The organism is Staphylococcus sp. FSL K6-0223, from assembly GCF_038008285.1.
In genome coordinates, this window is the sequence record NZ_JBBOYX010000004.1 from 347,627 (window position 1) to 371,267 (window position 23,641).

Below are 23,641 nucleotides of genomic sequence, written 5' to 3' on the forward strand. Positions count from 1 at the left end.
ATACAAAATAACTGTTACTATTTTGAATTTAACTCTATTTGGTTTAGTTTTATTTAGAAACCTTAAACTCTACGGTACCTATTCCACTATATTCTGCACGATACGTACCATACTCTAATTTAAGCGGAGAGATGAATGTTCCTGAAGAAATGACTTGTCCCTTTTTTATTTGTTTACGGTGGGAATGTAACTTTTTAATAAGCCAAAGTACAGCATTGAGAGGGTTACCTAATACTTCAGATGAGTCACCTGTAGCAATTAATTCTTCATCTTTATATAAATTCAATTGTACATGCGCAAATGCGTCTATATCTAAAGGATCTACTTTATTTCCTACAACAATCAATCCAGTTGCAGTATCATCGCAAATTAAATCACCAAGAGTGAAATTCGGGAACCAATCTTTATATCTTGCGTCAGGTATCTCAATGCCGGCAGCGATTTCAGTATTAAGAATAATTGTTTGTAAATCTGCATCATAAGGTAAGTCTTCTTTTGCAATAAACATAATTTCTGGTTCTAATAATGGGGAAAATAATGAAGAAAGTGAGACAGCGTCACCATTATTTACTATTTTATCTGATAAAATCGTGCCATAAGCAGGCTCATTAGTATGAGCAATTGCTTGTGTTGTAGCGCTCGTCATACTCACTTTGTATCCAGCAACATGTGTACGATCTTTAAATTTTAGCTGTTCAATTAAATCATCTTGAGTTAAATAAGCTTCTTCCTCAGTGATATTGTAATTTTCGCTTACAAAATCAATAGGTTTTTTATTTTTAAAAGAATTGAAAAGGGCATTTGAAATATTTTTAATAGCTTGAGTCATGATATCTCTCCTTAAAATATCTGAAAATTAATACTATTATGATAACTTTTAAATAAGCTGTGTGCAAATAAATTTAAAAGTCCTTTGTTCAGGGTATAAAATATTTAAAGACAAATTAGGATTCATTATATGTGTATAAATTTATTAGGAGTGATTAGTGTGTCAGATTATGTATACAACTTAATGCGTAAGCATCATTCAGTAAGAAAGTTCAAAGATAGCCCTCTTAATGATGATACTGTGAAGAAATTAGTTGAGGCTGGACAAGGCGCATCAACTTCTAGTTATCTTCAGACTTACTCAATTATAGGTGTTGATGATCCCGAAATTAAAGAAAATTTAAAAGAAGTTTCAGGGCAACCTTATGTATTAGATAATGGTTATTTATTCGTCTTCGTTCTAGATTATTACCGTCATAGTTTAGTAAATGAAAAAGTGGATTCAGATATGGAAGTCTCATACGGTTCAGCTGAAGGCTTATTAGTAGGCACGATTGATGTGGCTCTTGTATCTGAGAATATGGCTGTAGCAGCTGAAGATATGGGTTACGGTATCGTTTATTTAGGTTCCCTACGTAATGATGTAGGTCGTGTTCGTGAAATTTTAGACTTACCTGACTATACTTTCCCTCTATTTGGTATGGCTGTAGGAGAACCCGCTGAGGATGAAGATGGTGAGCCTAAACCACGTTTACCATTTGAACACATTTTCCACAAAAATAGTTACGATGCAAGTAATGATAAACAACGTCGTGAATTAGATGAATATGACCAAGTGGTTAGTGATTATTATAAAGAACGTACAAATGGCGAAAGAACTGAAACTTGGACCGAACAAATTGAATCTTTCTTAGGAAGAAAAACTAGGCTAGATATGCTAGACCAACTTAATAAAGCTGGATTTATAAAACGATAATGCAAATAAAAAAAGACGCACCCACTTAGTTGTGAGTGCGTCTTACTTATTGTTCAAATCAGTTTGAAGATAATTCCCCATAATTATTAGATTCAAATGTTTGTTTATCCCAATTTTTTGTTAAGCGTGCAGTACCTGTACCAGCTAAGATTGAATCATTCACGTTCAATGCAGTACGCCCCATGTCTATGAGCGGTTCAATAGAAATGAGTACACCTGCAAGTGCCACAGGTAAGTTTAACGTAGATAGTACTAAGATGGAAGCGAATGTAGCGCCGCCACCAACACCTGCAACACCAAATGAACTTATGATAACAACAGCTATTAGCGTAATGACAAATTGAAAATCAATGTGTACATGTGCCACAGGCGCAACCATGATTGCTAGCATAGCTGGGTAAATTCCCGCGCAACCGTTTTGTCCTATTGATAAACCAAATGTAGCTGAGAAGTTTGCGATACCTTCAGGTACACCTAGACGTTGTGTTTGGGTTTGGATATTTAATGGCAGAGAACCCGCGCTTGAGCGAGAAGTAAAAGCAAAGATTAGTACTTCTAAAGTTTTCTTAACATATCTTACTGGATTAATACCTAATACTCCTAAAATGATTAAATGTATGAGATACATTGTGATTAAAGCAGCATAAGATGCGAGTAAGAATTTTCCTAAAGTCCAGATTGCCGCAAAGTCACTGGTTGCTAATGTAGAAGCCATAATTGCTAGTATACCGTATGGCGTTAATCTTAAAACGAAAGTTACAATGGCCATAACGATTGAGTATACAGCTTCAATGCCGCGTTTTAACAGATTTCCATACTCTGGTTCTTTGCGTGCAACACGTAAATATGCAAAACCGACGAAAGTTGCAAAAATGACAACTGCGATAGTTGATGTCGTACGTTGACCTGTAAAGTCCAAGAATGGATTACTTGGCAGTAATTCAAGAACTTGTTGAGGTAACGTGTTTGCAGTTAAATCTTTAGCTTGCTTACTAATTTCAGTACCGCGAGAATGTTCTGCACTACCTAAATCGATTGAAGAAGCATCAAGTCCAAAGATTAAAGCGTAAATGATGCCGACAATAGCTGCAACGGCTACAGTGCCAATTAAAAACATAAAAATGAATGTCCCAATTTTAGCAAATTTATCTCCAATCTGAATTTTACTGAAAGCTGCCACAATTGAAACGAAGATCAGTGGCATTACAATCATTTGAAGTAAGGCAACATAGCCATCGCCCACGATACTAAACCAATCTGTGGATTGTTTTAATACCTTCGATTCTGCTCCGAATATAAGATGTAAAGCTATTCCTAATACAATCCCTATACCTAAAGCGGTAAATACACGTTTAGGAAATGAAACATGTTTTCTAGCCATTATGTTTAACATAATAATGAAAATAATTAACACTACTACGTTAATAATAGTGAAGAATGCTTCCATAATGTATATACTCCTTTGTTCTAAAATATAGTATTCCGACATATATAATAAGGATATTACTCGCGATTATAGAATTCAAGGTAGTTGAATTCATTTTTTATGGAAATAATATAGAAATAATTTTCTGAATAATTAAATAAAAGAGAATGTGTAGAGTAGGGTGTGGGTAGTTGCGATGAAACACGGTGATTTAAAAAACACTTACCTAAATATGTGTATTTAACACATACTCAGATAAGTGTTTAGAAGTTGTATGCTCATTTATAAATTAAATAAACGCGCAAAGAATCCTTTTTTCTCTTCTCTAGGTTGAGTGTTCATTTCGTTAGGTGAATGAGACGATGTTGTTGAGTTAGAGTTAATAGTAGATTCACTATTAGTTGACTCTGGTTGTTCTGAAGTACTTACAGTAGTACTTGGTGATTGAGAATTTGATGCACTTCCGTTTAATGAATTACTGCTTTCTGATTGAGATGTAGAGAGAGAGTCAGATGTGCTTGCACTTTCACTTTTAGTAGATGATGCACTTTCAGAAATAACTTTCTCCTTATTCTCACTTGATGATAGTGAGGATACAGTTTCACTAGATTGCGTATTCGCCTTCTCGATTTCTTTTGCTTGTTTCTCTTGAGAAGATTGAATAGCTTCTTGTGAAGTTTGAATAGTTTTTAAAGATTCAGTGTTCGCATCAATTTTGTTTGTGATTTCAGTTTGTAAATCTTTAAGTTCTTGCTGTTGTTGATGAACTTGATTGATCATTTGGCCAAGCATTTGGCGTTCTTCGCGCATTTTTTGAATTTCGCTACGTAAATCTTCAACTAACTGCGCAACATTTTGGTCAGTAGGTAATTGGCTATCTTCATCTTTTACAATTACTTGTAAGAAATCTTTTTCTTTTTCAAGTTCATCAAATGCTAAATCATAGCTATTAGTTTGCTTTACTTTATCAGCGATATCTCTAAATAATTCAATATCTTCTTCTTTAAAATCTGTAGCTTCACGTCCACGATATTCAGTTTTACTAAGTTGATATCCACGTTCTTCTAAGTGTTGTACGATTTTACGGACTTGTTTTTCACTTAGTTCGACACGTTGTGCAAATTCTTTGGTTAACATTGAAAAAGTCCCTTCATATTTGGTTTATGTATAGTGACGTTTGTCTTCGGTCAGTGAAACGTCAGTCTTACCTCATGTGATAGTTTACTCTTTCTCGCTTGTGATTTCAAGTTGTTCTATAGAGGGGTTCTTAAATTCATTTCTTCTAAAAGGGGATAAATAATATCGCGTGAAATTCCATTAGCGAAGACATATTTAAGAATGTAATTGGATTTAACACTCGTACCGTATATGTCTTTCGTGAGTTCAATATTGGCTTTAATAAATAAGTCAACTTTTTTAGATTCTTCATTTAAGGCGTAATTTGGGTGAATGTAGTCAATTTCTTTTTGCTTTTCAAATTCATGTTCATAAAGAAATTGTCTTCGATGTTCAAGAATTTTATCAGTTTTATCATCAACAGTCTTTGGTTCTTTTGGAACTTCGAGCATAATAAAATTAATGTCTCTATCATGAACTTCGTTGGATAAAAGATTAAGTTGTTTTTCGACTTCCTCTAACGTTAAAGTAATGAGCTCGTCATGATTAGGTCCATCTTGGGCGATTAAATAGATTAGAAACGCGGCATTGGTTGTCGCTTCATAGTGAGCTGTAGCAAGGCTAACCACTTGGTCATGTTCTACACCTACAACGAATGCATAGTCATTTTCAGTTTTGTTATTTTCAAGTGAACGTTTAAATATAGAACTATCTTCACTTAAACTAATATCTAATTTAGCATCATATAATTGGAGTGCTTTTTCAAATAAAGGATCTTTAGCGGTTTGAATCGTTTTAAACTCCATAACACTGCCCCCATCAAATTTTATTTATTCTATTATAGGATAATTATAAGCTCTATTCACTGCCTGTGAGTGATTTATTTATAAAAAAGCACCACAAGGTCTACGATTTTTAACGTAAACATTGTGGTGACGTAAATTGAAACGTTCTAATTATAAGTACTTATGATTTAGGACCTTTTGATTCAGCAGCATAATGCGTAATATCTATCTCTTCATAAGCTGAATTATTCTCTTCAACTTCATCGTGAGAAGAACGATCACGATTTGCTACAAGTAATAATTTGTCATTTAGAATATCGTTTTTATGTGATTCTAATTCATCTTCAGTTAAATTGTAACGAGAAAGAACAGCCTCTTCACCATCTTCGCCAGTTAATAAACGAGACATGCGATCACTAAATGAACCACTTGTGGCAATCATAGAGATTTGAGAATTGTGTAGGTCATCTAAGTGTAATTTACTTTTACTAATAACTGCTAATTCAGTTTCTAAATAGCCTTCAGATTTCTTTTGGTTAATGACATTATATAATTCACTTTTGTCATTTACTACAGTAATTTCTGCCATGGTTATCGCCCCTTCATCTTAAAACTTGCTTTACAAAGTTATACCCTTGTCCTTTTATATAAAACTTTTACATATATAATTATATAATTTTGATTTAGGTTTTTCCAATATGAATTAATAGTTGAAAATTAAAGCGATTTCACAATAAATTGTTGATATTGCAATCATTAACTTACCTCTAACCATATTGAAAATACATAAAAAGTTTGCTATTATCATTAAATAATTTATATGACTCATATAATCTAGAGAATATGGCTTTAGAAGTTTCTACCGTGTCGCCTCAAACGACATGACTATGAGTAACAATACAATACATTAAGAGCAGTTTAGATCGTAAAACAACACAAAGTAAAACGTTTTTGATATGCATGATAGCTATGAAGTGAGTATTTGTACATAAATACCTTTAGCGCAATTGTAATTAAGCTTTATCAAATTTTAACAAACGTTTTTAGGATTAATTTTGCGTAACTTCTTCTTATTTTTTGCTTTAATGCAAAGTATTGCATGTTCACTCGTAGATCCTGAAACTATTAAATTTTAGTTTGAGGATTTTTTTATATCTAATTTATTCAAATTATTAATTATTTGAGGAGGTTTTTTGAGTGGAGTCGTTAGGACGTAAAGTCAAAGAAGACGGTGTAGTCATCGATGAGAAGATTTTAAAGGTGGATGGATTTCTAAACCACCAAATTGATGCAACGCTAATGAATGAAGTAGGTCAGACATTTTATGACGCGTATAAAGACGCAGGAATAACAAAGATTTTAACTATTGAAGCGTCCGGTATAGCCCCTGCTATTATGGCGGCATTCCATTTTGATGTTCCATGTCTATTCGCTAAAAAAGCTAAACCTAGTACTTTGAAAGATGGATTTTATAGCACAGAGATTCATTCATTTACTAAAAACAAGACAAGCACAGTTATTGTCTCTGAAGAATTTCTTGGAGAGGGCGACAAAGTTCTTATTATTGATGACTTCCTTGCGAATGGAGACGCATCATTAGGTCTTAATGATATCGTGCAACAAGCTAAAGCAACAACTGTAGGTATTGGTATTGTGGTTGAAAAAAGTTTCCAAGACGGACGTCAACGACTTGAGAACGAAGGTCTAAATGTAACGTCACTATGTAAAGTGGCTTCTTTAAAAGGTAATAAAGTGACGCTCTTAGGTGAGCAATAATGAAGAATTTCATTTTAAGTCTTCAACATCTCTTAGCTATGTACGCTGGAGCAATCTTAGTACCTATTATAGTCGGTACGAGTTTGAAGTTCTCCTCTGAACAGATTGCTTATTTAGTAACAGTTGATATTTTCATGTGTGGTGTAGCAACATTTTTACAAGCTAATAAAATAACAGGTACAGGATTACCTATTGTTTTAGGCTGTACATTTACAGCAGTCGCTCCGATGATTTTAATTGGGCAGACAAAAGGTTTAGGAGTACTTTATGGTTCATTATTTGTATCAGGAATTTTAGTTGTTATTATTGCACCATTCTTTTCCTATTTAGTTAAATTCTTTCCACCTGTAGTAACAGGAAGTGTAGTTACAATAATTGGAATTAATCTTATGCCTGTCGCAATGAATTATCTAGCAGGTGGAGAAGGCGCTAAAAATTATGGGAATCCTAAAAATCTAATTTTAGGTGGCGTGACGTTAATTATCATCTTGGTATTACAAAGATTTACTAAAGGTTTCTTAAAATCGATAGCTATTTTAATAGGTCTAGTTCTAGGTACAGCTTTGGCAGCAGTGTTTGGTCTTGTAGATATTAAACAAGTGGGAGATGCCCACTGGGTAGGCTTACCTTTACCATTTAGATTCTCAGGTTTTGGTTTTGATTTAAGTTCGACACTTGTCTTCTTTATTGTAGCAATCGTAAGTTTAATTGAATCCACAGGTGTCTATCACGCACTTAGTGAGATAACTGGTAAAAAACTTGAGAGAAAAGATTTTCGTAAGGGTTACACTGCGGAAGGTCTAGCCATTATCTTAGGATCTGTATTTAATTCATTCCCATATACTGCTTATTCACAAAATGTTGGTCTCGTGTCACTATCAGGTGCGAAAAAGAACAACGTTATTTATGAGATGGTTATTTTACTACTCATTTGTGGTTGTATTCCTAAGTTAGGTGCATTAGCGAATATTATCCCACTTCCCGTATTAGGGGGAGCTATGATTGCCATGTTTGGAATGGTAATGGCGTATGGGGTAAGTATTTTAGGAAATATTAACTTTAATAATCAAAACAATCTATTAATCATTGCTGTATCTGTTGGTTTAGGAACAGGTATTAGTGCCGTTCCCCAAGCGTTCAAAAGCTTAGGAGATCAATTCGCTTGGTTAACTCAAAACGGAATTGTATTGGGTGCTATTTCGGCAATTATCTTAAATTTCTTTTTTAATGGTATAAACTATAAACAAAGTGATGAAAATGTGAAATAATGTAACTAATTATAAATAAAAATGGAGGCGGTTTTTAAATGTGGGAAAATAAGTTTGCTAAAGAATCTTTAACATTCGACGATGTATTACTCATTCCAGCTGAGTCAAATGTTTTACCAAGTGACGTAGATTTAAGCGTTGAATTATCAGATAAAATTAAATTAAACATTCCAGTAATTTCTGCAGGTATGGATACAGTAACAGAATCAAAAATGGCAATTGCAATGGCACGCCAAGGTGGATTAGGTGTTATTCATAAAAATATGGGCATTGAAGAACAAGCTGATGAAGTACAAAAAGTAAAACGTTCTGAAAATGGTGTCATCTCTAATCCTTTCTTCCTAACTCCTGATGAAAGTGTTTACGAAGCAGAAGCTTTAATGGGTAAATATCGCATTTCAGGTGTTCCAATTGTTGATAACGACTCTGACAGAAATTTAGTAGGCATCATTACTAACCGTGATCTACGTTTTATTGAAGATTTCTCAATTAAAATTTCAGATGTGATGACGAAAGAAGGTTTAATCACAGCTCCAGTAGGTACAACTTTAGATGAAGCAGAAGCAATTTTACAAGAACACAAAATTGAAAAGCTACCTTTAGTAGAAAATGGTAAATTGAAAGGTTTAATTACAATTAAAGATATTGAAAAAGTACTTGAATTCCCACATGCTGCTAAGGATGAATACGGTAGATTATTAGCAGCAGCTGCTATCGGTACGTCTAAAGATACTGAAATCCGCGCTCAAAAACTTGTTGAAGCGGGTGTCGATGCATTAATCATTGATACAGCTCACGGTCATTCGAAAGGTGTTATCGATCAAGTTAAACACATTAAAGAAACGTATCCTGAGGTAACTGTTGTAGCTGGTAACGTTGCCACTGCTGAAGCTACACGTGCGTTATTTGAAGCAGGCGCTGACGTTGTTAAAGTAGGTATTGGACCTGGTTCTATTTGTACGACACGTGTTGTAGCAGGTGTTGGTGTTCCTCAAATTACTGCTGTATATGATTGCGCGACTGAAGCACGTAAACATGGCAAAGCTATTATTGCCGATGGTGGTATTAAATTCTCAGGAGATATTATCAAAGCATTAGCAGCAGGTGGACATGCCGTTATGTTAGGTAGCTTATTAGCTGGTACTGAAGAAAGCCCAGGTGCTACTGAAGTATTCCAAGGAAGACAATATAAAGTTTATCGTGGTATGGGCTCATTAGGTGCTATGGAAAAAGGTTCAAACGACCGTTACTTCCAAGAAGATAAAGCTCCTAGAAAATTTGTTCCAGAAGGTATTGAAGGACGTACAGCATACAAAGGTCCTTTACAAGACACTGTTTATCAACTTATGGGCGGTGTAAGAGCAGGTATGGGTTATACTGGTTCGAAAGACCTTAAAGCTCTACGTGAAGAAGCCCAATTTACTCGCATGGGACCTGCTGGTTTAGCGGAAAGTCACCCTCATAACGTTCAAATTACTAAAGAATCACCAAATTATTCTTTCTAATTAGGAATTGAAATACATTCATTATTTTAGAGATCGCTCTTCATGACTATGTTATATGTTAGCTTGAAATTCTTTTTCGTATAATCGTATGAAAAATGATAGCGAAGTATAGCAATGGGAGGAGCGTTTCTCTAAGTTTTATACATAAAAATCACAATAATAAAGGAGATTCGCAATTATGGAGATGGCGAAAGAGCAAGAATTAATTCTTGTCTTAGACTTTGGTAGCCAATACAATCAATTAATTACACGACGTATTCGTGAAATGGGCGTCTACAGTGAATTACATGATCATGAGATTTCAATTGAAGAAATCAAACGAATGAATCCTAAAGGAATTATACTTTCAGGTGGTCCTAATTCTGTATATGAAGAAGGTTCATTTACAATTGGTCCTGAAATATATAATTTAGGTATCCCTGTATTAGGTATTTGCTACGGAATGCAATTAACGACAAAACTTCTAGGTGGTAAGGTAGAGCGTGCAAACGAGCGTGAATATGGTAAAGCTATTATCAACGCTAAATCTGATGAGTTATTCTTTGGACTACCTTCAGAACAAACTGTATGGATGAGCCACTCTGATAAAGTCATTGAGATTCCTGAAGGGTTTGAAGTGATTGCAGATAGTCCTAGTACAAACTATGCTGCGATTGAAGATAAGTCACGTCGTATTTATGGCGTTCAGTTCCATCCTGAAGTACGTCATACTGAATATGGTAATGACTTATTAAGAAACTTCGTACGTCGCGTTTGTAATTGTACAGGCGAGTGGACAATGGAGAATTTTATTGAAATTGAAATAGAGAAGATTCGTGAACAAGTTGGCGACCGTAAAGTTTTATGTGCAATGAGTGGTGGCGTAGATTCATCAGTGGTAGCAGTGTTGTTACATAAAGCAATCGGCGATCAATTAACTTGTATATTTGTTGACCATGGTTTACTTCGAAAAGGTGAAGGCGATATGGTCATGGAGCAATTCGGTGAAGGCTTTGATATGAATATTATTCGTGTTAATGCGCAGGACCGTTTTATGGACAAGTTAAAAGGCGTGTCTGATCCAGAACAAAAACGTAAAATTATAGGTAATGAGTTTGTTTATGTTTTCGACGATGAAGCGGCTAAATTAACGGATGTAGATTTCTTAGCTCAAGGTACGCTTTATACTGATGTGATTGAGTCTGGTACTAAAACGGCTCAAACAATCAAATCTCACCATAACGTAGGTGGGTTACCTGAAGATATGGAATTTGAGCTTATCGAACCGATTAACACGTTATTTAAAGACGAAGTACGTGCTTTAGGTATTGAATTAGGCATTCCAGAGCACTTAGTTTGGAGACAGCCATTCCCAGGTCCCGGTTTAGGTATTCGTGTACTTGGAGAAATTACTGAAGATAAATTAGAAATTGTACGTGAATCTGATGCAATTTTACGTGAAGTTGTGCGAGAAGAAGGTCTTGAAAGAGATATCTGGCAATATTTCACAGTTTTACCTGGCATTCAATCGGTAGGTGTGATGGGTGACTATCGTACGTATGATCACACTGTAGGTATTCGTGCAGTGACATCCATTGATGGAATGACAAGTGACTTTGCTCGTATTGATTGGGAAGTCTTACAAAAGATTTCAAGTCGTATTGTAAATGAAGTTGACCACGTGAACCGTGTTGTCTATGACATTACTTCTAAGCCCCCAAGTACAATTGAGTGGGAGTAATGAAATAATCACAATAAATAGGTTAGAAACACCAAAACAAAAGGGTTTCTAGCCTATTTATTTTTATATTGAATACGTTATGATTACGCATTTCTAAACCTTTAGCCATTGTGGTTAAAGGTTTTTTGGTGTGTTATTCACTTGAATAAATAGAAGGAAAGAAATGATGATTTATTTAGTTATAACTATTAGCCTACCGTTTTAACAATTTAACTTAATCTCACTCTGAAGTTTAATACCGCTATTTATTTGCGTTGTATTATGAAATATAAAAAAATAAAAACTTTGTTGCATAAATATTTAAAGTATATGTATTACTTTCTATATTTTTGTTTAATGAAGCTATCTTCTATTATTTTATTAATTTATATTTTCATCTTTATTGTAAAATTGCACTCAAAAAGTTAAAATTATTTTGGGATTGTGGGAAAAGGGGATTTATATAAAATTAAAATAATATGATTTTAGAGAAATTATCTTTTGTATAAGCAATGTATTTCTAACTATCATTCTTTTAGAAAATCATGATTAATATATCAATATTTCCACTTGCACATTGAGAATTGAATATAAGGGGGGATTCTATATGAACTATTATACTTATGTAGATAGAGAAAATTGTATTTCATGTGCTGCCTGTGGAGTAGCTGCTCCTAATTTATTTAAATATGATGTAGAAGATATTGCATATGCGTGCTTAGATAATAACCGCGGATGTGAATCGGTGCCATCTAATGAAATTGAACATTTGAAAAATGCACTTGAGGGATGTCCAACAGAATCAATTAAAATATCGCAACATCCTTTTAATGAAAAGGGTGAGTGATGAATATGAATAAAAATGGTTTTGGCAAGTTATTGTTAGAAGTTCAAAATAAAGTTCAGTGTTTAAAGAATCCATCTACAATTATTCGTACGCTTTTTACGTTAGATGGGAAAATAGCTGAGTCTGTTGGAGTGAAATGTCTCAATATAGAACAAAATGCTATTTATCAATGTTTAAACGAACATAATTCTAGAATCGTTTTTACCTCTGAGTTAGAAAATGTTGATGAAAATAGAATTTATTTCGGTATAACTGAATATGGAAGAATACTCTTGGGTGCGGATAACTTTTTTGATGATTATGCATTTGTATTAGGTTACTTCGTTGTAAATGAACAATTGATAAAAATTATAAATGAAAAGATCAGAAAAGCGTTAGAGATAGAAGAAGAAATATACAATAAAGAAGTAAAGAACTTTTTCAAAGGTAAAAGCAAAGATGAGATTAACGAAATAATAAAATTTATTAAGTTTAATATCTATCACATGGCACCCATATTGCTTTATGTTAAAGATAAAACTTTTAGTACATTTTATAATTATAATAATTTGATAAAAGAATTCGATGGAGATACAGAGGACTTTTTATTAAATGATTTGCCCTATAAAAGTGTTAAAAAGTGGGATAAAGCAGAAAAAATTTTTGTTTTTAATATGTATCTATTACTTAAATCTGGACCTCCCTCACGTGGAGAGGAAGTAAATGGTATACATTTCTCGCTGTCATTTTTAAAAGATTATTTTAATGAAAAAATCAAAGAATATAGTCATATTTTGAAAAGAGAGACGAATAGTAGTCTTAGCCTAGAAAAACAAGCGGCACGTATATATTCGTTGAGAAAAGAAATTGAAAATAGCTATTTAATCTACAGGTATATCAATGGTCTGAATTTACATAAAGAGGAAAGATATATCGATAAAAGCGAACTAGCTAAACTAAATGACGATAGTTTAAAAACTGATTTAGAAAAATTCACTTCTATTAAATTTACAAAAGATTATTATCATTATTTTTGCCAAATTATAGAGAAAAATATTGATAAAGAACCATATCAAATGATTGAAAAAATTATGGATATGATTATCAATAAAGCAATTGACCGAACTTCATCCGATATAGGTATGGCTAGAGGTTTTAGAGCGCCACTCAAATTTTATGAAGCCCATCAAAAAGATAAGTTAGAAGAAATTTTTAACTGGGGACAAAATCAATATTTTTGTTGTGTTATCCCAAGTTCACTCATGAAAGATGCATTTCAAGATAATTCTAAAGTATTAGCAGGAATACTTACCGCTATAAGTAAAAGAATGGAATATAACAGTTGGCATTATACCCCGGGAAATTTTTTGAATAATCAAACAAGGATCACTCGTCATTTTTATTTTCCACCCGTTATGGCTGACATAACTATGTGGAGTGATCAGCATCATAAAGGACATGTGTTCGCTAAAGTTAGACATGCCATTCGTTGTCCGGGATTTATTGAAAATGGGGCAACAATATATAACGCATTTTTTGATTTAAGATTAATGAAGCAAAGCGGAAGTGATTACAGTAAGAATGATCTAGTCATCGCTATATATTATAAAGAAATATTGAAGTCATTATTTCAATCTTGGTTTGATATATGTAAAAAAACTAAGAAAGAAATAAAGATCAATATTTATAGTAGAGAATGGTACCAAAATAAATATACTAAAGATAAAGTGGGTGGTTAGGATATGGAAACCTTATTGTTTATAAATATAAGAAGCCATAAGGTAGAAAGAGTTCAACCTATTATAGAAGCTAAAAATTTAGGGTATCGTGTTGCCTTAATGGCAGATAAAAATCCTAAGTTAATCGGAAAATTAGTAGATGAATTAATTATTATAGATTCTTATGATATTCAAAAAACGATTAATACAGTTATTGAATACAACAAAAATATAAAAATTAGTGGTGTTTTTACTTGGTCAGATAAAGATGTAGAGCTTGTGTCATTTTTAAACAAAGAATTGGGTTTGCCTGGTATCAATCCAGAAATAGTACAAAATGTGAGAAATAAATATTTTATGAGACAAGCTATGTCGAGTGTTAAGGGGCTTTGCCCTAATTTTCAAGAGGTTAAAAGCTTGAATGATTTAAATGAGGCCGTAGCTAATATTGGAATGCCAGGTATATTAAAACCAGTTGGTGCCTCTGGTAGCAAAGGTATTTTTAAAATTGAAAGTAAAGCACATTTGGAAGATAATTTTAGTTTATTATTGGATTCTACCTCTCCAATTAAAGATAAGGTTTATAGTTACTACCCTAATCAATATATTTATGAAGAATACATTGAAGGAGAAGAGTTCTCTGTCGAAGGTGTTGTGCAAAATAAAGAAGTATTTATTGCTGGAATTACTGATAAAAGGGTAACACCTAAATTTTCTTTAGAATATATTGCATTTTTCCCTTCTGATAAGCCTGAAAAGGTGAAAGATGAAATTAAAAAGAAAACTAAATTAGCGATTCAAAGTTTAAAAATTGATCACTGCGCATTTCATTTAGAAGGTCGGTTGACGGAATCTGGTTTTAAAGTGATAGAGATTGCAGCGAGACCTGCTGGTGGCTTCATAACGTCGCATCTTATTAGACTCTCTTCGGGTCACTCATTTATCGAAAAAATCATTGATGTTGCTGTTGGAAATAATGTTAAAGATAGCTGGCCAGATTATGAAAATGGTAATAAAAAATTATGCTTTTATAGTATACGTGCACCTCAAAGTGGACTGTTCAAAAAAATTGCAGGTCTAGATTTTATTATGGAAATTCCCGGAGTCATTGCCGTCATACCTTTGAAAGAAGAAGGCGATGAAGTCATTATGCCACCGCAACATTTCTCTAGTTGCTTCATTGCAAATATTATTTTAGAAGGAGAAAGCACTGAAGATATTGAAAATACTATCGATGAAATCGAATCGTTTATAAAGGTTGAGATACAATGACTGTAATTATATTGTCTAGTACCGATGGAAACAAAACGCCTTACGATTTATGGTTTCCTAATGCTAAAGAAAATATTATTCTTTTTTGTCCAGTAGAAAAAGAACATACATTCAATTCACAGCATTTTTTATTAATTGAAGCATTTGAAAATTACATGGATAACGTGGAGGTTGAAACTAAAGCGATACAGCTAAGCAAAAAGTACAATATCACAAATGTATTATCCATATCGGAATTTGACGTTGTACGGAGTGCGTGGTTAAGAGAGATACTACATTGTCCCGGTCAGTCATTGATGAGTGCGGAATCATATAGAAATAAAATATTGATGAAACAATTACTATATGATTCATCTGTAAATATTCCTAAATTTGAAAAAGTAATTTCTAAAACACAAGTTGAAAAGTTTATTCAACAAACGAGCTATCCTGTGGTTTTAAAACCAATCTATGGTTCAGGATCCATGGATGTATATATTATTAAGAATCAACAAGATATAGACGCCTTTTTTGAAAAAAATCGAAATATAAATAATTATGAAATCGAAGAATTTATCAATGGAGAAATGTATCATGTTGATGGATTAATTCAAAATCATGAAGTCATCGTTTCTTATGTTTCTAAATACTATAAAGGCTGTTTAGAATTTCAAGAAAATCAACCTTTATCGAGTTTTATGATTGAAGAAAAAAATTCGATCAATAAAATTTTAAAAGCACAAGCTGAAAAAGTCATAGATACATTACCTAGCTCTCCAAACGGCTCATTTCATGCTGAATTTTTCGTAACTAACAGTGGCGAAGTTTATTTTTGTGAAATAGGCAGTAGAACTGGAGGCGCAGAAATAGGAAAAGTGATTCAAAATTCGACGAATATACACTTAAATAAAGAAAGTTTATATTTGCAAATGTTTGAGGAACATACAATTTCAATTCCACAAGAACCAGTTGAAAGATACTCTGGTTTTGTTTTAATTCCACCTCAACGTGGCGTCTATAAAGGGATTAAGAAAAATTTAGATTTTGACTGGGTAGTAGCGATTAAAATTATTGCTAAAAAAAATAAAACATATAACGATGCGCAATTAAGTGTTGATCATATCATATCTGTTGTGATAGAAGGCAACAGTGAAAAAGAACTTATTTCTAGAATTAATATTGTCAATGAATGGTATGACAAAAATGTTATATGGGAACATCATCAATGGAATAAAGGAGTTTTTATTGAAAAATTTACCTGAAATCACATATATATTATTTTTAGCTACATTTCTTGAAAGATTTAGCTATTTTCTGATTATACCTTTTTTATCTATTTATTTAGCTCAAAATTATCATTTAAGTGGTTTGGAAATAGGTTTGGTAGTTTCGACATTTGCGATTACATCTCTATTTATGAGTTTTATAGCGGCGCCTTTTATAGACAAAATCGATAAAAAAGTCATTATTTTTGTTGGTTTATTTCTATCGGCAATGAGTTTCCTATGTTTCCCTCTAATCAGTAAATGTCTATTTTTCGTTATATTTGCTTTAGTTAATAGTATTGGAAGTAGTCTTCTTTCGCCGACATATAAAACAATTTTGGCGTTATCCACTGATAAAATGTATAAGGAATTTGTATTTAATATACGCTATTATCTTGTTAACATTTCAGCTACATTAGCTCCATTGGTGTCAGTACAATTACAATTCTTAGGTGTACATATTATTTGTTACATCATTTTTATGGCTTATTGTATCAATTTCAATGCGTTTATATATGCAATTTACGTACTTAAAATAGATTTACAAAATAAAAATAATACTTTGAAAGTTGATATTAGTCGTATGTATACTACATTCCGTGATGATAGAGCATATTCATATTTAATCATTGGATTAATCCTGTTTGTGTTTGGTTATACCGTTATGACTAGCATATTACCCCAATATTTTGCTATATATTATAAAAATCTTAATGCCTCAAAGTTATTTGCGTTGTTACTTTCAGTAAATGGAATTACTGTTATCACATGTCAATTCTTCGTTTATGTCTTTAGCAAACGCGCATCCATCAAAACAGCAATGATTACGGGGGCCTCCTTATTACCTGTGAGTTTATTTGCTCTAGGGATAATTGATGATGTTATCTTAAAATGTATATCAATGGTCGTGTTTACTTTAGGCGAAATGTTGGTTTTTACAATGATGGATATACGTATTGATGCATTATCTAATGATAATTTTAAAGGGACATATTATTCGTTAGCTGGGTTGCAAAACCTGGGAGCTTTGTTAGCGCCAATCATAGGTGGTGTGTGTTTAGACATTATTCAGCAAGGTTGGATAATATTCGGATTGTTATCAATCATAACCTCTTTCAGTATATTATTTTTCTATAAAAGTAATAAAATTGCATAATCATCAAGATTGGAATTGTATATTTAAATTCATAAGTGTATAAATATAGATTTAAATGTTATATATTGTGATGATTTCAACGTCTAAGTATTCAAGTCTGTCAGTTAAGCAAAATTTATTCATTATATTTTAAAGGTTTTATAATAATAATGTAAAGAAATAATTGAGAGGAGATGAATTTCATGAGTGATTTAATTCAATTCGCGAAAAAAGTCTTCGACTTCTTAAGAAGTATTCTAGTACATGGTGGACCTAAGTTTTAAATAAATTGCCACTCCATTAAGGAGTGGCTTTGTTGTATTGAATTGTAGTACAACGTAAAAATTAAACATTAAGATTTTTGAAATTTTCGAAAGTTTAATATATATTTGTTAAACAAACTTTAAGACTAAAATTATGGAGGGGTATATGAAGACTGTCAGTCCATTTATTTATGTAAAAGACGTAGATAAATCATTAAGTTATTATAAAGATGTATTTCAGGCAAATACTAAAATTCTGATGGGTAAAGATGGTAAAACGTATCATGCCCAATTGATTATTGGAGAGAGTACTTTTGTTCATTTCGCAGATACTTTCCATAAACATCCGATTTCTAAAAATCCTCACCTCATTATCGAATGTGATTCGCAAGAAGAATTGGAACGTGTGTATCAACGATTAGTAGATGACGGTGGCCAAATTAAAGTGAAATTAGAGAAGACGTTCTTTAATGCGTATCATGCTGAAGTTAAAGACCGCCTAAATGGTATTACATGGGTATTAAATTACTTCATCAATGGCACATTTTAAAATTAAACAATTCGTTATGGGTTAGTTAAAAACGAGAAACGTTTTTAACTAACTTTTTTTATTTGTGCTATTGCTAAAATCATTTTCAAAAGAATAGGTTGATTCTTAAACCAACTTTCTATAAAATGTAAAACGTAATAATTACTATTTACATAAAGAGAGGTTCTATGAATGGCTAAGATACCAGTGACAGTGCTAAGTGGATATTTAGGTGCTGGAAAGACAACATTGCTTAATCATATTCTTAAAAATAGAGAGGGGCGTCGAATTGCTGTCATAGTCAATGATATGAGTGAGGTCAATATTGATAAAGACTTAGTCGCTCAAGGCGGAGGGTTATCTAGAACGGATGAAAAACTTGTTGAACTTTCAAATGGGTGTATCTGTTGTACTTTAAGAGATGATTTACTTAAAGAAGTCGAACGTTTAGTTAGAAAGGGTGGTATTGACCAAATTGTCATTGAGTCTACAGGAATTTCAGAACCTGTACCGGTTGCGCAAACATTTTCCTATATAGATGAAGAATTGGGGATTGATTTAACCGCTCTATGTAGGTTAGATACTATGGTAACTGTAGTGGATGCGAATCGTTTTGTTAACGATATACAATCTGAAGATTTATTAGCTGATAGAGATGAAAGTATAGGAGATGCTGATGAACGCACAATAGCAGATTTACTGATTGACCAGGTTGAATTCTGTGATGTGATGATTATCAATAAAACTGATTTAGTAAGTAAAGAGGCATTAGGTCGTTTAGAACAGACTCTTAGAGCGTTACAACCTGAAGCAAAGGTGATTAAAACAGTAAATTCAGAAGTTGATTTATCAGAAGTATTAAATACACAGTTATTTGACTTTGAGAAGGCAAGTGATTCTGCGGGATGGATCAAAGAGCTTACAGTAGGTGGTCATGAACATCATACGCCTGAAACAGAGGAGTATGGAATTTCATCATTTGTTTATCGCAGAAAACTCCCCTTTAACGCAGAACGTTTTAAAGATTGGTTCGATCATTTACCTAGCAATATCGTGAGAGCAAAGGGAATTGTTTGGTTTGCACAACACAATAGTGTAGCTTGTTTATTATCGCAAGCAGGCTCGTCATGTGATGTTCATCCTGTGACATATTGGGTTGCTACTATGCCTGAACAAAAGCAGAAAGAAATACTTCAAGCACGTGCGGAAGTAGCTACTGAATGGGATTTAGAATATGGGGATCGTCATACGCAATTTGTTGTAATAGGAACTGACTTAGACCAAGAGGAAATAACGAGACAGCTAGATGCTTGTTTAATAAATACTTCAGAAATTAATCAAGATTGGCGATTACTTTACGATCCTTATCAATGGAAATATGATAAAAGAATGTAGTGAGGAATTGATGCGTACCATTTACTATTCTGGGTGAACTTAGAGTCTTGAGTTTCAAGAAAATAAGAGATTGTTCCACGTGAAAAATACATAAAAAATACAGGTTATTGTAAAAGTGAATGTAATTAAGCACTCCTGCAATAACCTGTTTTAATTTATTTAATATTCTTTCTAACAAATTGACCTGCCGAACCTTTAAATGATTCGCCACCAGCCATTTCTTGTTTCGCATATTGGTCTGTTGATTTTCCATCTAAATTATATCCATATGTTCTCAAGCCATAAATTTTGCTGAATTTGGAATCTAACATCGGTGAACCTGAAGCGCCTGATCTGAAAATATCTTTTGTTAGTATTTCTGAACCATTTCCAGAAAATTGTACAAAGCGTAAACGATTAAAATATGCCTTAGTATTATCATTATGTTGCCATGGATAACCTAATGAGTAAAGTGTCGAGTTGAATTTTAAACTTTTAATTTCTTTGTCCGTAGCGATTCGTATAGGTTTAACATACTTGCCCATATTTTCTTTAGTATGTACTACCGCAATATCGCTTTGAGGTACTTTAATCACCTTTGAGGCATGAAAATGATATGGGATAGACTTACCATCTCGATTCATATCGAATGAAATGTATTTAGCAGCTGCAGCTTTACCATATCTGTCATCAATGACATGGGCATTCGTAATAAATGTATGCGAACCTATCACTGTTCCTGTTCCCATTGAATCTTGTTTTCTTACTTTTGGGTCGTTGCTTCCTTTTTTCCAGCCATTCTTATTAGATACTCTACCAATTGCTTTTAATTTACTTTGTTTAGTAGTTGTGTAATGCGAGATACTAAGTTTCTTATTACTGATTTTTTTAGCTTTATTCAAAGCTGTAACATATGTTGGATACTGAAACCCGTCTCGATAATAATGATCAACTTCAGCTTTAGCTTTTTCACTGTGGTACAAACTAAATGTAATAGTGGATGTTGAAATCAGTGTACCAGCAATAACAGTTTTAATGATTTGAGATATTTTCATAATTAGCTCTCCCTTTGTTAATGAAAATAAATGATCTAATTAGACAATAGCGAATGGCGTAGTGAAAATGAGTAACACAAAAAAGTTAACGAAGAATAGAGAAATATTAAGTGATTTATTATTTCTAAACATTCCTAAAATGTTAACAATGATAGATATAACGAAAAATGTTGCACCTGGGAAATACCAAAAACTAAATCCACTTTCGTTATATAGATTAGTGAACATTGTTGTATAGCAAATAAACACGCTAATTAGTGTGAATAAGATGGATAAGATATCTAAAATTGATAGATTTTTCATGTATGTCGTTCCTTTCGATGTCGTAGTAATAATTAAATTTTTAGCATTGAAATCATAGTTAAGAGTTAGCAAATTTCATTCTATATATTCTATTATATGTATAAATATGTTTATTACAATAGTTATTTTAATTTTTAATATAAATAAACAAAAAGAAAGGGCGTTTAGATAGTGGGGAGATCTATTATTCAAGTGGTAAGTGATTCGCACATAAAAAACCACTACCTTATTAGGTAGTGGTTTGGATAAAAATTATAGACTATTTTTTGAATTTTTTAACTAAGTCTACGATAGTTTTAACGATTTCGATGATAGTTGTAACGATACCCATGTTTGTTGCCTCCCTTCACAACATTGTATGTTAGAGAATTTTTATTGAATATTCATAAGCTATGAGTAATAGCTAAATGAATCAATAAACTTATTTGTTAGTGAATTTTTCAATTAAGCCTTTGACAACTTTAACGATTTGATTGATGATATCACTCATTAAAATTACCTCCTTTGCTTAGTTGATATGTATAGTTTAACGAGAAAGAGATGTTTTGGGTGTGATATTCCCTAACTCGTTTATTAAATAGCCTAAGTGAAATTTTTAGGTCATTAAGTTACACACAATTATTCCTAGATGTAGTTAAGTAGTGTAAACCTTTACAAAACCTTACATTCATATTTTGAGCTTGTTCTTCACTTCACAATTTAACCTTATTTTAGGTAGATAAATTGGTGTGATAAGCCAATTTAAATTGACATTAGTATTAAAATGAATTACATTTATACTAATGTGCGCAAAAGTAACAGCTAAGTCTTACTTTAGCGATTATGGATTTCGACATCCAAATTGATGAAGAAGAAAGAGTTTTTACTTTGCTATAAATGATATATAGGCAGCTTATTTAAATAAAGTTAATAATAGTACATGTTTAATTGATTAACATGTTTACTCTATACATACTTGAGTTGAATTGAAGCCTACAGTAGTTATAAATTCTTTTAAACCATCATTGTATTCAATGGTGGTGAAGGGATTAACTATTGTAGGCTTTTTTATTATGGAAATTAAGTGAAATAGAAGTCATTTTTGAAAAGTGGGGGACGTGCAATGCTAAGTATGAGCATCATTTTAATAGTATTTTTTATAACACTTGTCATTGCTATACTGAGTGGATTAGTATTTCTCATTCCATCAGTACCAATTAAATACATTAAAATACACCTTTATCTCATTGTTCTACCAATTATTATAAGTGTTATAGGACTATTGAATGTTAGTGATAGAGAACAAATTGGGCCTTTTACAATGGATCATCTCGCGTGGTTAATGGGAAGTTTCATACTTATTTTAGGTTTTATTATTCAAAAGTTCTCAGTTCGTTATTTAATAGGTGATCGTAATTATCGTAAGTATTTTCCTCTATTTACGTTAATCACATCTTTTGCATCTATTGCATGGTTGAGTGGAGATTTAAGGTTGATGGTTTTATTTTGGGGAGCGACGTTACTTTCTTTAACGCTACTTATAAGAGTAAATCGTTCTTGGAAGATACCTTACGAGGCGGCTAAAGTATCTGGAAAGTCATTTGCTTTGGGATGGCTCTCATTACTTGTTGCTGTCATCTTATTATATGTAGCTACAGGAAACTGGCATATTAATGTAACTTTAGCAAACGATGACGTAATAACTAGTGGTATGAGATTCATCATTGATATGCTCATCGTTTTAGCAGTAGTCGTACCTGCTGCTCAATTTCCATTCCAAAGTTGGTTAATTGAATCAGTAGCTGCACCTACGCCTGTTTCTGCAATTATGCACGCGGGCATTGTGAATGCGGGAGGCATAATACTAACACGGTTTTCACCTGTCTTTAATGACCCATTAGCAATTACTATCTTGTTAATTATCGCAAGTATTTCTGTATTACTAGGGTCTGGCATCAGCTTGGTACATGTGGATTATAAAAGACAATTAGTTGGTTCTACGATGAGCCAAATGGGCTTTATGCTTGTTCAATGTGCCTTAGGAGTTTACTCAGCAGCGATTATTCATTTAATTTTACATGGTGTATTTAAAGCAACGCTATTCTTACAATCAGGTTCGGTTGTGAAACGATTTAATATACCAACACCACCTAGCGCTAAGCGTTCTTATAGTTGGGTAGTATTAGGTCGTTGCTTAGCAATTATTATTGCTATTTTATTTTGGTTAGGTAGTGACCGCAGTGCATATGAAATTTTAAGTGCCTTAATATTGGCGTGGTCGCTAATGGTATCATGGAATCAAATGGTGGCATTTAGTAGAGGACTAATCGGAAGAGTGATAGGTATTATAATGATTATTATTGTTGCTCTTGTTTATATTGTTACACATCATTATTTCTACAATACATTAAGTCATGTTTATATGAATGTTGCTCATCCACCATTAATGAGTGTGATCATTGGTATTTTAATTTTAGTGTTTGGAAGCGTTCTTAGTATTTGGGTTGCACGTCAGAGAGATTCAAAAGCGTTTGCTGTTTTGTATTTGTGGCTGGTTAAATTAGGTGAAGCCAAGACGAAATCAATCGAAAGTCACCCAACTTATCTGAAGAAATACTTATAAA

General features: G+C 32.7%; 22 protein-coding genes and 1 riboswitch. Of the genes, 13 read left to right on the forward strand and 9 right to left on the reverse strand.

The window, feature by feature from the left end:
- Positions 1-49: 49 nt before the first annotated feature.
- Positions 50-829, reverse strand: coding sequence for a 2-keto-4-pentenoate hydratase (locus MHI13_RS22475; protein WP_002434126.1), 780 nt, complete (start codon positions 827-829; stop codon positions 50-52).
- A gap of 159 nt (positions 830-988) precedes the next feature.
- Here MHI13_RS22475 and MHI13_RS22480 point away from each other — a divergent pair, with 159 nt between their 5' ends.
- Positions 989-1,744 carry an NADPH-dependent oxidoreductase gene (locus MHI13_RS22480; protein ID WP_002434470.1) on the forward strand — a complete coding sequence of 252 codons (756 nt, stop codon included), beginning with the start codon at positions 989-991 and terminating at the stop codon, positions 1,742-1,744.
- A gap of 58 nt (positions 1,745-1,802) precedes the next feature.
- Here MHI13_RS22480 and MHI13_RS22485 read toward each other — a convergent pair whose 3' ends face one another.
- From MHI13_RS22485 to MHI13_RS22500, 4 genes are all read right to left on the reverse strand, one after another.
- On the reverse strand, positions 1,803-3,191 hold the full coding sequence (locus MHI13_RS22485; RefSeq protein ID WP_002434104.1) for an L-cystine transporter: 1,389 nt from the start codon (positions 3,189-3,191) through the stop codon (positions 1,803-1,805).
- A 261-nt stretch (positions 3,192-3,452) separates the two neighbouring features.
- Complete coding sequence (locus tag MHI13_RS22490) at positions 3,453-4,307, reverse strand: hypothetical protein (RefSeq protein ID WP_002434634.1); 855 nt, start codon at positions 4,305-4,307, stop codon at positions 3,453-3,455.
- Between the two features lie 116 nt (positions 4,308-4,423).
- Positions 4,424-5,092, reverse strand: a complete 669-nt coding sequence (locus tag MHI13_RS22495) for a hypothetical protein (RefSeq protein WP_340762084.1) — start codon at positions 5,090-5,092, stop codon at positions 4,424-4,426.
- Between the two features lie 160 nt (positions 5,093-5,252).
- Positions 5,253-5,660: a general stress protein gene (locus MHI13_RS22500; protein WP_002434071.1), complete on the reverse strand. Its 408-nt coding sequence runs from the start codon at positions 5,658-5,660 to the stop codon at positions 5,253-5,255.
- Positions 5,661-5,876: 216 nt separating this feature from the next.
- Positions 5,877-5,979: riboswitch (purine riboswitch) on the forward strand.
- A gap of 289 nt (positions 5,980-6,268) precedes the next feature.
- Between MHI13_RS22500 and xpt the strand changes: the two genes are divergently transcribed.
- From xpt to MHI13_RS22555, 11 genes are all read left to right on the forward strand, one after another.
- On the forward strand, positions 6,269-6,847 hold the full coding sequence (gene xpt, locus MHI13_RS22505; RefSeq protein ID WP_002434618.1) for a xanthine phosphoribosyltransferase: 579 nt from the start codon (positions 6,269-6,271) through the stop codon (positions 6,845-6,847).
- On the forward strand, positions 6,847-8,115 hold the full coding sequence (gene pbuX / locus MHI13_RS22510) for a xanthine permease PbuX (protein ID WP_002434013.1): 1,269 nt from the start codon (positions 6,847-6,849) through the stop codon (positions 8,113-8,115). The genes xpt and pbuX overlap by 1 nt, the downstream gene beginning before the upstream one ends.
- Before the next feature lie 38 nt (positions 8,116-8,153).
- Entirely contained in the window at positions 8,154-9,620 is a 1,467-nt protein-coding gene (gene guaB / locus MHI13_RS22515) for an IMP dehydrogenase (protein ID WP_002434485.1), read from the forward strand.
- Positions 9,621-9,798: 178 nt separating this feature from the next.
- Positions 9,799-11,340: a glutamine-hydrolyzing GMP synthase gene (gene guaA, locus MHI13_RS22520; protein WP_002434012.1), complete on the forward strand. Its 1,542-nt coding sequence runs from the start codon at positions 9,799-9,801 to the stop codon at positions 11,338-11,340.
- A gap of 586 nt (positions 11,341-11,926) precedes the next feature.
- Complete coding sequence (locus tag MHI13_RS22525) at positions 11,927-12,166, forward strand: ferredoxin (RefSeq protein WP_002434152.1); 240 nt, start codon at positions 11,927-11,929, stop codon at positions 12,164-12,166.
- Positions 12,167-12,171: 5 nt separating this feature from the next.
- The gene (locus tag MHI13_RS22530) at positions 12,172-13,884 is read left to right on the forward strand and encodes a hypothetical protein (protein WP_002469644.1); all 1,713 of its coding nucleotides are present in this window, start codon (positions 12,172-12,174) and stop codon (positions 13,882-13,884) included.
- 3 nt (positions 13,885-13,887) lie between these two features.
- Positions 13,888-15,135, forward strand: coding sequence for an ATP-grasp domain-containing protein (locus tag MHI13_RS22535; RefSeq protein WP_002434628.1), 1,248 nt, complete (start codon positions 13,888-13,890; stop codon positions 15,133-15,135).
- Positions 15,132-16,376 carry an ATP-grasp domain-containing protein gene (locus tag MHI13_RS22540; RefSeq protein WP_002434449.1) on the forward strand — a complete coding sequence of 415 codons (1,245 nt, stop codon included), beginning with the start codon at positions 15,132-15,134 and terminating at the stop codon, positions 16,374-16,376. The genes MHI13_RS22535 and MHI13_RS22540 overlap by 4 nt, the downstream gene beginning before the upstream one ends.
- Positions 16,360-17,535 (forward strand): MFS transporter, encoded by a 1,176-nt coding sequence (locus MHI13_RS22545; protein ID WP_002434622.1) that lies wholly within the window; start codon positions 16,360-16,362, stop codon positions 17,533-17,535. Before MHI13_RS22540 ends, MHI13_RS22545 begins: the two co-directional genes overlap by 17 nt.
- A gap of 408 nt (positions 17,536-17,943) precedes the next feature.
- Positions 17,944-18,327, forward strand: a complete 384-nt coding sequence (locus tag MHI13_RS22550; protein WP_002434601.1) for a VOC family protein — start codon at positions 17,944-17,946, stop codon at positions 18,325-18,327.
- Positions 18,328-18,498: 171 nt separating this feature from the next.
- Complete coding sequence (locus MHI13_RS22555) at positions 18,499-19,701, forward strand: GTP-binding protein (RefSeq protein ID WP_002434092.1); 1,203 nt, start codon at positions 18,499-18,501, stop codon at positions 19,699-19,701.
- A gap of 155 nt (positions 19,702-19,856) precedes the next feature.
- Here the strand turns inward: MHI13_RS22555 and MHI13_RS22560 are convergent, their stop codons facing one another.
- From MHI13_RS22560 to MHI13_RS23530, 4 genes are all read right to left on the reverse strand, one after another.
- Positions 19,857-20,735 carry a trypsin-like serine peptidase gene (locus MHI13_RS22560; RefSeq protein ID WP_002434468.1) on the reverse strand — a complete coding sequence of 293 codons (879 nt, stop codon included), beginning with the start codon at positions 20,733-20,735 and terminating at the stop codon, positions 19,857-19,859.
- A 39-nt stretch (positions 20,736-20,774) separates the two neighbouring features.
- Positions 20,775-21,110 carry a hypothetical protein gene (locus MHI13_RS22565; RefSeq protein WP_340762088.1) on the reverse strand — a complete coding sequence of 112 codons (336 nt, stop codon included), beginning with the start codon at positions 21,108-21,110 and terminating at the stop codon, positions 20,775-20,777.
- A gap of 187 nt (positions 21,111-21,297) precedes the next feature.
- Positions 21,298-21,369, reverse strand: a complete 72-nt coding sequence (locus MHI13_RS23525; protein ID WP_095323428.1) for a PSM-delta family phenol-soluble modulin — start codon at positions 21,367-21,369, stop codon at positions 21,298-21,300.
- Between the two features lie 90 nt (positions 21,370-21,459).
- Positions 21,460-21,528, reverse strand: coding sequence for an alpha-1/alpha-2 family phenol-soluble modulin (locus MHI13_RS23530; protein WP_098905584.1), 69 nt, complete (start codon positions 21,526-21,528; stop codon positions 21,460-21,462).
- Between the two features lie 612 nt (positions 21,529-22,140).
- Between MHI13_RS23530 and MHI13_RS22570 the strand changes: the two genes are divergently transcribed.
- The gene (locus MHI13_RS22570; protein ID WP_002434127.1) at positions 22,141-23,640 is read left to right on the forward strand and encodes an NADH dehydrogenase subunit 5; all 1,500 of its coding nucleotides are present in this window, start codon (positions 22,141-22,143) and stop codon (positions 23,638-23,640) included.
- Position 23,641 lies beyond the last annotated feature (1 nt).

What these genes read in the sequence shown, in the direction of transcription:
- MHI13_RS22475 (WP_002434126.1), bottom strand. Translation starts at nt 829, where the DNA reads ATGACTCAAGCTATTAAAAATATTTCAAATGCCCTTTTCAATTCTTTT.
- MHI13_RS22485 (WP_002434104.1), bottom strand. Translation starts at nt 3,191, where the DNA reads ATGGAAGCATTCTTCACTATTATTAACGTAGTAGTGTTAATTATTTTC.
- MHI13_RS22490 (WP_002434634.1), bottom strand. Translation starts at nt 4,307, where the DNA reads ATGTTAACCAAAGAATTTGCACAACGTGTCGAACTAAGTGAAAAACAA.
- MHI13_RS22495 (WP_340762084.1), bottom strand. Translation starts at nt 5,092, where the DNA reads ATGGAGTTTAAAACGATTCAAACCGCTAAAGATCCTTTATTTGAAAAA.
- MHI13_RS22500 (WP_002434071.1), bottom strand. Translation starts at nt 5,660, where the DNA reads ATGGCAGAAATTACTGTAGTAAATGACAAAAGTGAATTATATAATGTC.
- pbuX (WP_002434013.1), top strand. Translation starts at nt 6,847, where the DNA reads ATGAAGAATTTCATTTTAAGTCTTCAACATCTCTTAGCTATGTACGCT.
- guaB (WP_002434485.1), top strand. Translation starts at nt 8,154, where the DNA reads ATGTGGGAAAATAAGTTTGCTAAAGAATCTTTAACATTCGACGATGTA.
- guaA (WP_002434012.1), top strand. Translation starts at nt 9,799, where the DNA reads ATGGAGATGGCGAAAGAGCAAGAATTAATTCTTGTCTTAGACTTTGGT.
- MHI13_RS22525 (WP_002434152.1), top strand. Translation starts at nt 11,927, where the DNA reads ATGAACTATTATACTTATGTAGATAGAGAAAATTGTATTTCATGTGCT.
- MHI13_RS22530 (WP_002469644.1), top strand. Translation starts at nt 12,172, where the DNA reads ATGAATAAAAATGGTTTTGGCAAGTTATTGTTAGAAGTTCAAAATAAA.
- MHI13_RS22535 (WP_002434628.1), top strand. Translation starts at nt 13,888, where the DNA reads ATGGAAACCTTATTGTTTATAAATATAAGAAGCCATAAGGTAGAAAGA.
- MHI13_RS22540 (WP_002434449.1), top strand. Translation starts at nt 15,132, where the DNA reads ATGACTGTAATTATATTGTCTAGTACCGATGGAAACAAAACGCCTTAC.
- MHI13_RS22550 (WP_002434601.1), top strand. Translation starts at nt 17,944, where the DNA reads ATGAAGACTGTCAGTCCATTTATTTATGTAAAAGACGTAGATAAATCA.
- MHI13_RS22555 (WP_002434092.1), top strand. Translation starts at nt 18,499, where the DNA reads ATGGCTAAGATACCAGTGACAGTGCTAAGTGGATATTTAGGTGCTGGA.
- MHI13_RS22560 (WP_002434468.1), bottom strand. Translation starts at nt 20,735, where the DNA reads ATGAAAATATCTCAAATCATTAAAACTGTTATTGCTGGTACACTGATT.
- MHI13_RS22570 (WP_002434127.1), top strand. Translation starts at nt 22,141, where the DNA reads ATGCTAAGTATGAGCATCATTTTAATAGTATTTTTTATAACACTTGTC.